Origin of the sequence: Pseudophaeobacter sp. C1-32P7 (assembly GCF_041008775.1) — a bacterium.
GTDB lineage: Bacteria > Pseudomonadota > Alphaproteobacteria > Rhodobacterales > Rhodobacteraceae > Phycobacter > Phycobacter gallaeciensis_A.
Genome location: NZ_JAXGFR010000009.1, coordinates 22,027 through 35,597, shown reverse-complemented (window position 1 = coordinate 35,597; position 13,571 = coordinate 22,027). Strand labels below are relative to the sequence as shown.

The 13,571-nt window shown below is 60.9% G+C and carries 13 protein-coding genes; 7 read left to right on the top strand and 6 right to left on the bottom strand.

Annotated elements, in window-relative coordinates; genetic code table 11:
* Positions 1-74: 74 nt before the first annotated feature.
* From pgsA to SM763_RS13970, 4 genes are all read left to right on the top strand, one after another.
* Positions 75-746: a CDP-diacylglycerol--glycerol-3-phosphate 3-phosphatidyltransferase gene (gene pgsA / locus SM763_RS13985; RefSeq protein WP_065271245.1), complete on the top strand. Its 672-nt coding sequence runs from the start codon at positions 75-77 to the stop codon at positions 744-746.
* Positions 746-991, top strand: a complete 246-nt coding sequence (gene moaD, locus SM763_RS13980) for a molybdopterin converting factor subunit 1 (protein ID WP_274829691.1) — start codon at positions 746-748, stop codon at positions 989-991. Before pgsA ends, moaD begins: the two co-directional genes overlap by 1 nt.
* Positions 992-994: 3 nt before the next feature.
* The gene (locus SM763_RS13975; RefSeq protein WP_065271243.1) at positions 995-1,441 is read left to right on the top strand and encodes a molybdenum cofactor biosynthesis protein MoaE; all 447 of its coding nucleotides are present in this window, start codon (positions 995-997) and stop codon (positions 1,439-1,441) included.
* Between the two features lie 192 nt (positions 1,442-1,633).
* Positions 1,634-3,556, top strand: coding sequence for an FAD-binding monooxygenase (locus SM763_RS13970; protein ID WP_368998902.1), 1,923 nt, complete (start codon positions 1,634-1,636; stop codon positions 3,554-3,556).
* Between the two features lie 39 nt (positions 3,557-3,595).
* Here the strand turns inward: SM763_RS13970 and SM763_RS13965 are convergent, their stop codons facing one another.
* The 6 genes from SM763_RS13965 to SM763_RS13940 form a co-directional block, all read right to left on the bottom strand.
* The gene (locus SM763_RS13965; protein WP_368998901.1) at positions 3,596-4,570 is read right to left on the bottom strand and encodes an ABC transporter ATP-binding protein; all 975 of its coding nucleotides are present in this window, start codon (positions 4,568-4,570) and stop codon (positions 3,596-3,598) included.
* Positions 4,567-5,547: an ABC transporter ATP-binding protein gene (locus SM763_RS13960; RefSeq protein ID WP_368998900.1), complete on the bottom strand. Its 981-nt coding sequence runs from the start codon at positions 5,545-5,547 to the stop codon at positions 4,567-4,569. The genes SM763_RS13965 and SM763_RS13960 overlap by 4 nt, the downstream gene beginning before the upstream one ends.
* Positions 5,544-6,434: an ABC transporter permease gene (locus tag SM763_RS13955; protein ID WP_368998899.1), complete on the bottom strand. Its 891-nt coding sequence runs from the start codon at positions 6,432-6,434 to the stop codon at positions 5,544-5,546. The genes SM763_RS13960 and SM763_RS13955 overlap by 4 nt, the downstream gene beginning before the upstream one ends.
* Positions 6,434-7,411, bottom strand: a complete 978-nt coding sequence (locus SM763_RS13950; RefSeq protein WP_065271238.1) for an ABC transporter permease — start codon at positions 7,409-7,411, stop codon at positions 6,434-6,436. Before SM763_RS13950 ends, SM763_RS13955 begins: the two co-directional genes overlap by 1 nt.
* Positions 7,412-7,495: 84 nt before the next feature.
* Complete coding sequence (locus tag SM763_RS13945; RefSeq protein ID WP_274866731.1) at positions 7,496-9,052, bottom strand: ABC transporter substrate-binding protein; 1,557 nt, start codon at positions 9,050-9,052, stop codon at positions 7,496-7,498.
* 97 nt (positions 9,053-9,149) lie between these two features.
* Entirely contained in the window at positions 9,150-10,109 is a 960-nt protein-coding gene (locus SM763_RS13940; protein WP_274866730.1) for a LysR family transcriptional regulator, read from the bottom strand.
* Between the two features lie 97 nt (positions 10,110-10,206).
* Between SM763_RS13940 and SM763_RS13935 the strand changes: the two genes are divergently transcribed.
* The 3 genes from SM763_RS13935 to SM763_RS13925 all read left to right on the top strand — a co-directional run bounded on the left by SM763_RS13935 (position 10,207) and on the right by SM763_RS13925 (position 13,527).
* Positions 10,207-11,835, top strand: coding sequence for an amidohydrolase (locus tag SM763_RS13935; protein WP_368998898.1), 1,629 nt, complete (start codon positions 10,207-10,209; stop codon positions 11,833-11,835).
* Positions 11,836-11,841: 6 nt separating this feature from the next.
* Positions 11,842-12,759 (top strand): CobW family GTP-binding protein, encoded by a 918-nt coding sequence (locus tag SM763_RS13930; protein ID WP_368998897.1) that lies wholly within the window; start codon positions 11,842-11,844, stop codon positions 12,757-12,759.
* 102 nt (positions 12,760-12,861) lie between these two features.
* Positions 12,862-13,527 (top strand): phosphoribosyltransferase, encoded by a 666-nt coding sequence (locus tag SM763_RS13925; protein WP_368998896.1) that lies wholly within the window; start codon positions 12,862-12,864, stop codon positions 13,525-13,527.
* The last annotated feature ends 44 nt before the right edge of the window (positions 13,528-13,571 follow it).

The following is a 13,571-nucleotide window of genomic DNA, read 5'->3' as shown; positions in this document are numbered from 1 at the left end:
GGTCTTTGCCGGACCACGTCAAAATTTGATTAAGCCTGCTTTCCACTTGTGAAACAGCCGGATAATGTGCGTCCATGACGTGGACCTTGCCCAATATCCTGACCATCGTGCGGCTGCTGGCTGCACCCGGTCTTGCCATCATGTTTCTCTACTTCAGCCGTCCGCTGGCGGATTGGTTTGCGCTGTTGCTGTTTGTCGGCGCAGCGGTGACCGATTGGTTCGACGGCTATCTGGCTCGTGCCTGGAAGCAGGAGACCAAGATCGGCGCGATGCTGGATCCGATTGCGGACAAGGCGATGGTGGTGATCGCGCTGATGATCCTTGTCGGCTATGCAGCCGAGCATTGGGCTCCCTGGCTGGTGCTGCCCGCGACGGTCATCCTGTTTCGTGAGGTTTTCGTCTCTGGCCTGCGGGAATACCTGGGGGATACGGCTGGCACGCTGAAGGTCACCAAACTGGCCAAGTGGAAGACGACGGCCCAGATGACGGCCATCGCCACCCTGTTTTGCCAAGGGGTGTTCGAGCACTATCTGGTGATGTCCTCCTTCGGGATGGATGATGAGCTTCTGGGGCAGATCCTTGCAGGAGAGGTCGAAGATGTAACCGGCCTCAGATGGAAATTCGAAGGCATGGTCTGGACCGGCCGCATCGGGCTGTGGCTACTGTGGATTGCAGCGGCGCTGACCCTGATCACCGGGGCCGACTATCTGAAAAAGGCCCTGCCATTTCTGAAGGAGACGCGCTGATGGATATCTTGTATTTTGCCTGGGTGCGCGAACGGATCGGCCTGCCGCGCGAGCGCGTTGAAACCACGGCGGCAACCGTGTCGGATCTGGTCGAGGAATTGCGCGCACGGGAGCCGCGCTATGCGGCGGCCTTTGCCGATATCTCGGCCCTGCGGGTGGCGCTGGATCAGGAGCTTTCCGATTTTGATGCCCCGCTTGAGGGTGTTCGGGAAGTGGCCTTTTTCCCGCCGATGACGGGGGGCTAGGCGATGCGCGTTCTGGTGCAGGAAGCGTCTTTTGATCTTGGGTCGGTCACCGAAGCTTTTGCCGATGCAGTGGCCGGGGCCGGGGCTGTGGTGACATTCACTGGCGTCGTGCGCGATGCAGACACCGGCGACATGGCCGCGATGGAGATTGAGCATTATCCCGGCATGACGCAGAAGGCGCTGGAAAAAATCGCCTCCGAGGCGATGACGCGCTGGGATTTAGCGGATGCATTGGTGATCCATCGCTATGGTCGGCTGGAACCCGGAGAGCGTATCATGATGGTCGCAACCGCCGCTCGCCACCGCAAGGACGCCTTTGAAGCGGCCGAGTTCCTGATGGATTACCTGAAGTCCCGCGCCCCATTTTGGAAAAAAGAGGTCCTGCGCGATGGCGAGGCCGAATGGGTCGCCGCCAAGGACGCCGATGAAGACGCGCTGAAGCGCTGGTAATCCGTCACTTCAAGGACATTGAAAGCCTGCATCCGGCCTGCTGGGGGACCCCGGCGGGGCGCTTTCTGCTGTGTACACTTGGGATTTCGACAGGTTTTACGAATTAAAGTAAGTATACATATAATAATTGACACACAACCCCTCTGAAATGTAAGTGGACTTATTAAATGCCGAGATCGTGGAGGAAAGCGCATGCAATATCACCTGAACGGATTTCGCCCGGGCGACCCCGCGGTGCACACGGACCTTACCCAAAACGGGGGGGATACGGCGCCACTGCCTGACACGCTGGACGTTTTGATTGTCGGTACCGGCCCCACGGGGCTGGTGCTTGCCAGCCAGCTGGCTGCGTTTTCGGACATCCGCACCGGGATCGTTGAACAACGCGCCGACCCCATCGAGGTGGGGCAGGCGGATGGGATTGCCTGCCGCTCGATGGAGATGTTCGAGGCGTTTGGCTTCAGCGAGAAGGTTCTGAAGGAATCCTACTGGGTCAATGAAACCTCGTTCTGGCGCCCGGATGCAGAAAACCCCGGCTGCATCACCCGCAGTGGCCGCATTCAGGATACCGAGGATGGCTTGTCGGAATTCCCCCATGTGATCCTCAATCAGGCGCGGGTGCATGATTTCTTTCTGGAGACCATGGCCAATGCGCCCACGGCGATGGCGCCCTGGTATAACCAGCGCATCAAGGATCTGACGGTGACCGGGGACGCGGAGTTCCCGGTGACAGTGACATTGGAAAGCACCGCGCCCGGCCAAGAGGGCGAAACCCATGAACTGCGTGCAAAATACGTGGTGGGCTGTGATGGTGCCCGCAGCCGCGTGCGCGAGGCGATCGGGCGCAAGCTGACTGGCGATTCTGCCAATCAGGCCTGGGGTGTGATGGATGTTCTTGCCGTCACCGACTTTCCCGATATCCGCATGAAGGCTACCGTGCATTCGGCGGAAGAGGGCAACCTTCTGGTGATCCCGCGCGAGGGCGGCTACATGGTCCGGCTCTATATCGAGTTGGACAAGCTGAAAGAGGATGAGCGGGTCGCCAGCCGCAATATCACTCTGGACAAACTGGTCGCGGCGGCGCAGCGGATCCTGCATCCCTATACGCTAGAGGTGAAGGAAACCGCATGGTGGTCGGTCTATGAGATCGGTCAGCGGTTGTGCGACAAGTTCGACGACGTTCCGGCCGAAAACATCGACAGTCAGCTTCCGCGCGTCTTCATCGCCGGGGATGCCTGCCACACGCACAGTCCCAAGGCGGGGCAGGGCATGAACGTCTCCATGCGCGACGGGTTCAATCTGGGCTGGAAGCTGGCCGCTGTCCTGCGCAAGCAGGCGGTGCCCGAAATACTGCACAGCTACTCTGCCGAACGGCAGGGGGTAGCAAAGATGCTGATTGACTTCGACCGCGAATTCGCACGCATGTTCAGCGCCAAGCCCAAGACCGGCGATGCTGAGGGCGGCGTCGACCCCGAGGAGTTCCAGAAATATTTCATGCAGCACGGGCGGTTCACTGCCGGCACGGCCATCCAATACGCGCCCTCGGTTCTGACCGGAGCGGACTCCCATCAGGCACTGGCCAGCGGTTTTCCTCTGGGCATGCGGTTCCATTCGGCGCCGGTGATCCGGCTGGCGGATGCGCGTCCCCTGCAGCTGGGCCATGTGGTGCGGGCTGATGGGCGCTGGCGTCTCTTCGCCTTTGCCGCGGCCGATGACCGGGGCCAGGAAGGCGGCGCTTTGCATGCGCTGTGTCAGTATCTGGAAGGCAATGCCGCCTCACCCTTGCGGCGCTACACAGCAGAGGGAGCAGATATCGATTCCGTTCTGGATGCGCGCGCCGTGCTGCAGCAGGAGCACCGCAGCCTGACGCCGGGTGACATGCCGTCACTGTTGCGGCCTTTGAAGGGACGCTACGGGTTGCGCGATTACGAGAAGGTCTTTTGCCCGGATCTGAAATCGGGGCAGGATATCTTTGACATGCGCGGTATTGATCGGAGCCAGGGCTGCATGGTGCTGGTGCGTCCGGATCAGCACGTGGCCCAGGTTTTGCCACTGGATGCCCATGAGGCGCTCAGCCAGTTCTTTGATGGCTTCATGATCCCGGCTGCAGGATAGGAAAGAGCATTCCGCAGCCCCGCAATGGGGCTGCGGGCCTTATGGGGATGCGAAATGGCAGGCGACCTGGCTGGCCCCATTGGGTTTCAGGATAGGTTGCTCCTGTCGGCACAGATCCTGCGCCAGGGGGCAGCGGTCCACAAAGGCGCAGCCTTTTGGCGGGTTGATCGGGCTGGGCGGATCGCCGGAGAGTTTCAGCGGTCGCACATAGCCTTTGGACTTGCGCCGCGCCAGAGAGGGCGCCGCTGCCAGCAGGGCCTGCGTGTAGGGATGTTTCGGACTGTCGAACAACTCCTCCCGGCTGGCCTGTTCGACGATCTGGCCTAGATACATCACAGCCACATCATCGCAGAGGTGCCGGACCACGCCCAGATCGTGGCTGATGAACAGGTAGGACAGACCAAGTTCCCGTTTCAGTCGCGCCAGCAGGTTCAGAATTTGCGCCTGAATGGCCACGTCGAGGGCACTGACAGGTTCGTCACAGACCAGCAGCCGGGGATTGGTGGTCAGCGCGCGCGCGATGGAAATCCGCTGCCGCTGCCCGCCCGAGAACTGGTGCGGGAAGAGGTTCAGCTGGTCGGGACGCAGGCCCACCAGTTCGAACAACTCCTTGACCCGGGCCAGACGGCTGTCGGCATCGCCGATATTCATCAGCTCCATCGGCTCGCGCACGATATCCACCACCCGTGCCCGCGGGTTGAGCGAGGAATAGGGATCCTGAAATATCAGCTGAATATCACGCCTACGAGCGCGCATCGCCTCGTCATCCAGTTGCAGCAGGTCTTCACCGTCGAACAGGATCTCGCCCCCAGCCGCAGGCACCAGCCGAATCGTCGACATGGCCGCCGTGGTCTTGCCCGAGCCGCTTTCACCGACAATGCCAAGGGCGCGGCCCCGCTCCAGCGTGAAGGACACGCCCCGGACTGCCTCCAGAAAGGGTTGCGGCGCAAAGAGCGAAGGTTTCGGCAGGGCAAAGCGGACCTTCAGATCCCGTACATCCAGAAGCGTTGTCATATCCGGTTCTCCTCGACCGCGTGGCAGGCCGCGGGATGGTGGCCATGGGTGGCCAGAAGCGGCTTTTCACGGGTGCAGCGATCGGTGCAATGGGCGCAGCGATCAGCAAAAGCGCAGCCCGCCCCCAGCAAATGCAGCGGCGGCACCACGCCGGGGATTTCCGCCAAGGTCTCCGGCATATCGCCTTTGCCAAGGGCCGGGATGCAGGAGATCAGCCCTCGCGCATAGGGGTGTTGCGGATAGTCCAGCACATCGTCGGCGCTGGCTTCCTCGATGACCCGTCCGGCGTACATGACCGCCACCCGGTCCGCCATTTCACTGATTGCGCCCATGTCGTGGGTGATCAGGATGATGGCCGAGCCGAAATCGCGCTGGATTTCGTTCAGCAGGTCAAAGATCTGCGCCTGCACCGTCACATCCAGCGCGGTTGTCGGCTCATCTGCGATCAGTACCTTTGGGCGGCAGCTGACGGCCATGGCGATCATCACCCGCTGGCGCATGCCGCCGGACAGCTGGTGCGGATAGTCCCGCGCCCGTGCATCCGGCGATGGGATGCCGACCCGGTCCAGCAGCGCCACCGCATCCCGCAGGGCCTGGTCGCGGCTGACGTTCTGGTGCAGCATGATGGCCTCGGCGATCTGATCACCGACGGTGAACACCGGGTTGAGCGAGGTCATCGGCTCCTGAAAGATCATCGCCATTTCCGAGCCGCGTAAGCCTCGCATCCGGGTTTCGGAGGCACGGGTCAGATCCTCGCCATTGAGGCGGATCGCGCCCCCGGCGATGCGACCGGGCGGGGTCGGGATCAGCCCCATGACCGACAGGGCGGTGATGGATTTTCCGCAGCCGCTTTCGCCCACCACGCCCAGGGTTTCCCCGGCGCTGACATGCATCGAAATGCTGTCCAGCGCGGTGACTTCGCCATAGCGGGTGTTGAAGGTGACGCGCAGGTCTTCGATTTCCAGAAGGTGGTTCATCGTTCCCTCAGCTTTGGATTGAAGGCATCGTTGAGCCCGTCTCCGATCAGGCTGACGGCAAAGACGGTAAAGAAGATCGCAAGCCCAGGGAAAGTGACCGGCCACCAGGCGTCCAGAATGTATTCACGGTTGGCACCGATCATCAGGCCCCAGCTCATGACATTTGGATCGCCAAGACCGAGAAAGCTGAGCCCGGCTTCGAACAGGATCGCGACACCAACCGTCAGCGTTGCCGATACGATCAGCGGCGGCAGGGCATTGGGCAGGATCACGGTCCAGATGATGCGTTTGTCCCGGGCGCCGATGGCGCGGGCGGCGGTGACGTATTCAAGGTTCTTGATCTTCAGGAATTCGGCCCGTGTCAGCCGCGCGGTCTGCGGCCAGCTAACCACCCCGATGGCAAAGGCGATGGTGAACAGGGTGGGGGACAGCAGCGTCACCAGCACCATGGCAAACAATAGGGCGGGCAGCACCTGAAAGAACTCGGTCACCCGCATCAGAAGGTTGTCCACCCAGCCGCCATAGTACCCGGCGAGGGCGCCCATCGCGATACCGATCACCATGGTGATCGCAGCCGCAACCGCCCCAACCGCTAGGGTCGGCCCGCCCCCGGTCAGCATGCCCGCGATAATGTCCCGACCCAGATAGTCGGTGCCAAGGGGAAACTCAGGCGTCACCCCGGGCGGTTCATGCGGGGCCCAGACGATGTCGAATGGATCGCCGCTGTAAAAGAGGGTGCCGTATAGCGTCGCGCCGATGATCAGGGTCAGCAGAACCACCCCGAACAAGGCCGGAATGTTGCGGCGGAACATCCGCCAGGCTTCCAGTGCCGGGCTTTGGGCCTGATGCTCGGCCGCAGACGTGTCGGTTGCGGTGTTGTCGGACATCAGCTTTTCCCCCTCAGTCGCGGATCGGCCAGCCGGTAGCTCATGTCCGTCAGGATATTGGCGATCACCACCATGGCGCTGGCAAAGAACAGGACCCCCATGATGGTTGGGTAATCGCGGCGCAGGATGGAATCAAAGGCGAGCCGCCCCATGCCGGGCCAGTTGAACACGGTCTCCACCAGCAGCGCGCCCGAGATCAGGTTGCCGAATTGCAGGCCGGCCACCGTCAGGATCGGCAGGGCCGCGTTGCGCAGCGCATGTTTGAACAGGATCGAGCGCTGCGAGGCGCCCTTGGCCTTGGCGGTGCGAATGTAATCGGATCCCAGCACCTCAAGCATCGAGGCACGCGATAGCCGGGCGTATTGCGCCAGATAGATGATGGCGAGCGTAAAGGCCGGAAGGGCAAGGTGATGCAGCACGTCCAGCGCCTGCACAAAGATCCCCGCATCGCGCAGCTTGACCGATTGCATGCCTTCGACAGGGAAGATCGGCAAAACGCTGGCAAAGAGGATGATCAGCATGATGCCGGTCCAGAACACCGGTACCGCATATCCGATGGTGGCAAAGACCGAGACGAAGGCGCTCATCACGCCATTGGGCTTGCGGGCAGCAATTACGCCGAGGAAAACCCCGATGATGATCGACAGGACCTGAGCCGTGACCACCAACAGGATGGTCGGCAGGATGCGCTGGGCGATCAGGGTGGCAACAGGCTGATTGAAGAAGAAACTTTCGCCAAGGTCGCCTGTCACCACGTTGCCGACATAAATGCCCAGCTGCGTGATCAGCGGCTTGTTCAGTCCGTATTCTTCGCGGATGCTTTCCAGCATCTCTTCGGTGGCGCCGCCCATTTCCCCGGCAATCACCACTGCCGGATCACCCGGCGCCAGGCGGATCAGCAGGAAATTCAGAACCACCACACCCAGCATCAGGACCAGCCCGTAGCCAATCCGGCGTATCAAAAACGAAGCATTCATTACATGTCCCCGGCAGAAAGAAAGGGGGCGGGCGCCAGTATTCTGTTTGTCGGCGCCCGCCGGATCAGCCGTTCAGGCCCGGGCTCACTCGCCCCAGGAGACCATGTCCATCGGGTGCATGGTGCCCCAAATGCCAGTGGGAACGTTCATCAGTTTCTTGTCGTAGGCCGTGTGATAGGGCAGCGCGTTGATCCAGTAGACCGGCAGGTCCTTTGCGACGATCTGCTGGAACTCGGCATAAAGCTCTTTACGCTTGGTCGGATCGCTTTCGATGGCGGCGGCGTTCAGCAGTTCATCGACCTTTGCGTTGGCGTATTGCTGGGTGTTGGACCAGATCACGCCCTGGCGGATGTTGTCGCTGAGATAGGTACGATGCACCCCGATTACCGGGTCGCCCCAGTTGAACACGATATCCATCGTCAGTTCAAAGTCATGGCCGCCAACCCGGCCGGCCCAGGTCGGGAAATCCGGCGCGGCGCGCACGGTGACGGCAATACCGATCTTCTTCAGCTGCGATTTCATGTATTCGGCAATCGACTGCTGTTGTTCCTTGGGGCCGGGGATGAAATCAATGGTCAGTTCCATCCCGTCAGCAAACCCGGCTTCGGCCATCAGGGCCTTTGCCTTGTCCAGATCGGCATCATAGGCGGGGATGCTCTCGTCAAAGAAGGGCGAGCTTTCGATGATCGGACCCCGTTGCGGCGTGGAAACGCCTCTGTGCAACGCCTTGGTGATGAAGTCGCGATCCACCGCATAGGCAATCGCCTGACGCACCCGCACGTCGCTCAGCTTGGGCGAGGCGGTGTTGAAGGCTAGCCAGTTGAGCGGACCAACCGCAGCATAGCCTTCGGCGGTGACACCCAGATGGTCGGCTTTTTCAAGGCGGCGGATTTCCTGGCTGCCGGCCATGAAGGGGTACATATCCGCTTCGCCGTTTTCCATCGCGATCAGCAGCGCCGAGGGATCCTTGATGATGCGGACGATGATCTCATCTAGCTTGGGGCGCCCGTCCAGGAAGAAATTCGGGTTCTTCTTCAGAACGATGGCCTCGCCTGCCTTGAATTCTTCCAGCATGAAGGGGCCGGAGCCGACAGGTTTGGAATTCATCGGGTGGGATTTGATGTCCTGCCCATCGTCGAACACGTGCTTGGGCAGGACCGGAGCCAGCGCGGGCGACAGCGCCAGCAGCAGCGCCGGGTGCGGATTGCTGAGGTTGATCACAACCGTATGCGCATCCGGCGTGTCGATGCTTTCGACCGGTGCGAACATGGATTTGAAAGGGTGGTTTTCCTTTGTGGTCAGGATGGAATAGGCCACATCTTCCGAGGTGATCGGCTCTCCGTCGTGAAAGGTGGCATTGTCGACCAGGTTCAGCGTGACGGTCAGGCCGTCCTCGGAGGTTTCCCAACTTTTCGCCAGATAGGGCTGCGGCTCCCAGTTTTCGTCATAACGGATGGGCGAGGCAAAAATCTGCGTCGACGGCACGGCGGTTGCGATGCCCGATTGCACCGCGCCGTTCAGGTGTCGCGGCACCTGACTGGAGGCGATGACCAGCGTGCCACCGTCGGCAAATGCGGGCAGGGCGGTAGAGGATAGTGCGGCAAATGCGGCCGCGCCCAAGAGGCGTGACATGAGTTTCATCTGGATCTCCCTGATCGTTTTTTTGCTGTTTCAATCAGGCTAGTCTCGCTCACTCGTCTCAGAAAACAGTCTTTTGCAGGGGTGAAAGTCTCATTTTTTAGCGGAAGATGTGGGCAGAGGAGGGTGTTTCCTGCGGGTTGGAAAACAGTAAATCATCAAAATCCCCGCGCTCCGCCACCTCGCGGCAGGAGGCCAGAACCGATTTCACGATGGCAGATTTTTGTGACGCAGGCGTGTAAGCCACTCCATATTGTGGTGATTCCAGATCGCCCTTGATCGGGCGGGCGACATAGCCGCTTTGTCCGACGCGGTCGTTAGGGCCGCAGATATTCATCAGCGCATAGCCAAAGTTCGCTGCAACAAGCCCCCGCAGGACAGACGAGCTTTTGGTGGTATGCGCAATATTCGGGCGCAAGCCCCGGGCTTCGAAAAGGCTGCAAAAATAGGCACGTGTCCCCGGTAGGTCCAGAAGGATCATCGGCAATTCCGCCAGATCCTGAAGATCGACCTCCGGCTTTTGGGCCAAGGGTGACTCGTCGGGGATCAGTGCAATCGGTGTGGCCCGGAACATCGGAATGAAAGGCTGCGCCTCTGGCGTGGTGCGCCGGTAGGTCAGCGCCACATCAATGGCCCCCGAACTCAGCAGATCGGCAATCGACTGCATGTCGCCCTCTTTCAGCTCGATGCTGATTGACGGGTAGTCTTCGGAAATCCGCTTCAGGATCGGCGGCAGCACATAAGGTGCGGTCGGGGCATAACAACCCATTCGCAGGGTCCCTGCCAGATCACCGGTCAGGGACATCAGATCCGATTCAAAAATCCTGGATTGTTCAAGAAACTCCTGAACCCGCTCGCCTACAGCCAGCCCGCTGCTGGTTGGGACGATCCCGCGCGCGGGCAGCCGCCGCAAGAGTTCAGTGCCTGTCGTTTGCTCGATCATGTCGATGGCTGCGGTGATCGAGGATTGCGAAATATTCATCTCGACAGCAGCCCGTGCGATGGAGCCGGTCCGCAGCGCCGCATCGAAGTAGCGAAGTTGTTTCAGCGTGAAACGCATATCAATTCCTGCATTTTTTGCGGGTTACCTCGACAGTAATTACATTTTTCCAATGTTCAAAGCTTGGATATCCCAAAGGGGAACCCAAAGGTGCTCCATGTCAAAAATCACTGTTTTCAAAGCAAAAAAAATCATCACTCAGGATCCGAACACGCCGGTGGCGACCCATGTCGCGGTGCAGGACGGTAAAATTCTGGCTGTTGGCGATGCCGATTGCGCGCAGCAATGGGGCGCTGTCGCACGCGATGACAGCCTCAGTCATGCGGTCCTGATGCCCGGTTTTGTCGAAGGTCATGCCCATATGATGGCGGGGGCGATGTGGAACTATGCCTATGCCGGATATCACGACCGGATCGACCCCGACGGGCGTATGTGGTCGGGCATGACGGATATTGGGGAGGTGATTTCCGGCCTCACGGAGTACGCCGGATCGCTGGAAGAGGACGCACCACTGATCGGCTGGGGGTTCGATCCGATTTTCCTGCCCACTGAGCGGCTGAACCGGCACCATCTGGATGAGATCAGCACCACCCGCCCGATTGCCATCATCTATTCCAATTTCCACCTGATGTGCGTGAACTCCAAGGCGCTGGAGCTGGCGGGATACAGCCGGGAAACAAATGCCGAAGGGGTGCTGAAGGGCCCCGATGGCAGCCCGACCGGCGAGCTGCAGGAAATGGCAGCAATGTTCCCGGTAATGCGTCGGCTTGGCATCGATTTCCGCAGCCTGGCCCAGCAGGCGCCATCGATCCGGACCTATGGTGAGGTCGCCAAACGCGCGGGCGTCACCACCATCGCAGATCTCTTCTCTACCATGGAAGACAGCGATCTGGATGTCATGCTGGAGGTGACGGGCGCACCGGATTTCCCGGTCCGCATCGTGCCTGCGCAGGGTGCAATGGGGGCAACGCCCGAACTGATCGCCGCCCGGGCCAAAGATCTGGGCACCCGCTCCACCGACAAGCTGCGCCTCGGGGCGGTCAAGCTTATGACCGATGGTTCGATCCAGGGCTGGACCGCGCGGGTGAAATGGCCCGGCTACGTGGGCGGACAGCCTAATGGCATCTGGAACACTGTACCCGATCAGATCTATGCCCTGTGCGAAGTGATGCAGCGTGAAGGCGTGCAGATGCATATTCACGTCAACGGCGACGAAGCTTCTGAGGTCGCCATTGATGCCATCGAGGCAGCTCTGCGCCGGGCGCCGGGGCAGGGGCATCGCCACGTGCTTCAACATTGCCAGATGATGGGGCGGGATCAGTTCGAACGCTGCGCGGAACTGGGGATCTGCACCAATATTTTTGCCAATCATATCTGGTACTTCGGGGATCAGCACGCGGAGGCAACCATTGGCGAGGATCGCGCCCTGCGGATGGATGCTTGCCGGGCCGCGCTGGACGCAGGTGTGCACATGACGATCCATTCCGATGCGCCTGTAACGCCGCTGGCGCCGCTGTTCACCGCATGGTGCGCCGTCAATCGCCAGACCATGAGGGGTCGGACCCTGGGCGCGGCGCAACAGATCACGGTGGAAGAGGCGCTTCATGCGATCACCCTGGGCGCGGCCTATACGCTGCGGCTTGATGATGAGATCGGTAGTATCGAGACTGGTAAGAAAGCCGATTTCGCAGTGCTGGGGGAGGACCCGACCGCGGTGGACCCGATGGCGCTGAAGGACGTGCCGGTTCTGGGCACAGTGTCGGGCGGTCAGGTGCATCTGCTGTGACCCGCCATGATTGACAGCCGCCTGCCAATGACCGTGATCGGGGGGTACCTCGGAGCGGGCAAGACCACGCTGATCAACCGCCTTCTGTCGGCGCCGCATGGCCAGCGTCTGATGGTTCTGGTCAATGATTTCGGCGCCATCAATATCGATGCCGAACTGCTGCACAGCGCCGATGAGGACACGCTGACCCTGACCAATGGCTGTGTCTGCTGCACCATGGGGGCGGACCTTTTCATGGCTATTGCTGATGTGCTGGACCGCAATCCTCGCCCGGACCACCTGATCGTCGAGGCCAGCGGCATTGCTGATCCGCAAAAGATTGCCAATGCCGCCGTGGCAGAGCCAGAGATGCGTTTTGGCGGCATCGTGACCGTGGTCGATGCGGGCAGCTATCAGAGCCTTTTCAGCGATACATTGATCGGCCCGCAGATACGCGATCAGGTGGCCTGCGCTGATCTGGTGCTGGTCAGCAAGACCGAAGAAATTCCGCCGGCGGTGGCCCTTGGGCTGGCCGCCGACAGCCGGTCGGCCCCGGTTCTGCTGAGCGATGCAGACCATGTGGCCGAACTGCTGCTGTTGCAGCCGGACCCCGCCAGCAAGCCGCAGCGGGGGGCCAGGGCACATCCGGATTACATGCATTGGCATCACAGCGCGGATATCGTTCTCAGCCGGGAGGAACTCGCCCGGATCGTTGAGACCCGCCCACCCGGCTTGTTCCGGATCAAGGGGTTCGTGCGTGGCAGGCCGGGGCGGGGCTGGCTTATTCAGGTGGTTGGGCAGGACGTTAGCATTACCCCGGCTGACGTGCCCGGTGACACGCATCTGGTCGGGATCGGCCTGTCTGCAGAGGTTACGGTGCAGGACTGTGAGGTATGGTGGCGGGGGGCAGAGCAGCTCTCTGCGGCACCTGCCAAGGCGGATTGAGGTCGATCAAGGACAGCGCAGCCCGCAGCTAGTATTCCTGTATCCACATTCGGTTCATAGCCAGCGAATGCGGATACAGGCATGCGACAGGAGGCGGCTGCAATGACGCTTTTCAAAGATCGAACAGATGCGGGGCAGGCCCTTGCGGCCGAACTGTCTGGCAAAGGGTATCAAGACCCGGTGATCCTTGCGCTGCCGCGCGGGGGCGTTCCTGTCGCAGCCGAAGTTGCGCGCGCGCTGAATGCCCCGATGGATCTGATCATGGTCCGCAAGATCGGCGCCCCGGAACAGCCCGAACTCGCTGTGGCGGCGGTGGTGAATGGCTCTGACCCAAAGATCGTCACCAACCCGGAAATCGCCAGATCCTTTGGACTTGCCGCGGCGGATATCAAACGGATGTCCCGGCCCCGGCTGGAGGAAATTAGGCGCCGCCGGGAGGTCTATCTGAAAGGACGCAAGCAGGTGCCGCTCAGGGGGCGGACGGCGATTGTCGTGGATGATGGCATCGCCACCGGCGCGACGGTCCGGGCCTCGCTGCGGGCTGTGCGTGCGCGCAAACCGGCGCGTTTGGTGCTGGCGGTTCCGGTGGCCCCGCGGGATGTCGCTGAGGCGTTGCGTGACGAGGTGGACGAGTTGATCTGTCTGAAAATGCCCTTTCCTTTCGGCTCAATTGGGCGCTTTTACAGCGATTTTTCGCAGACCTCGGATGAAGAGGTCGTCCGCCTTCTGGATGCGGCGGCAAAGGCAGCCTCCGCAGAAACGTCCTGAGACGGGTTCAAGGCAATACGCCCGGTGGGTACTTCAAGGATCGT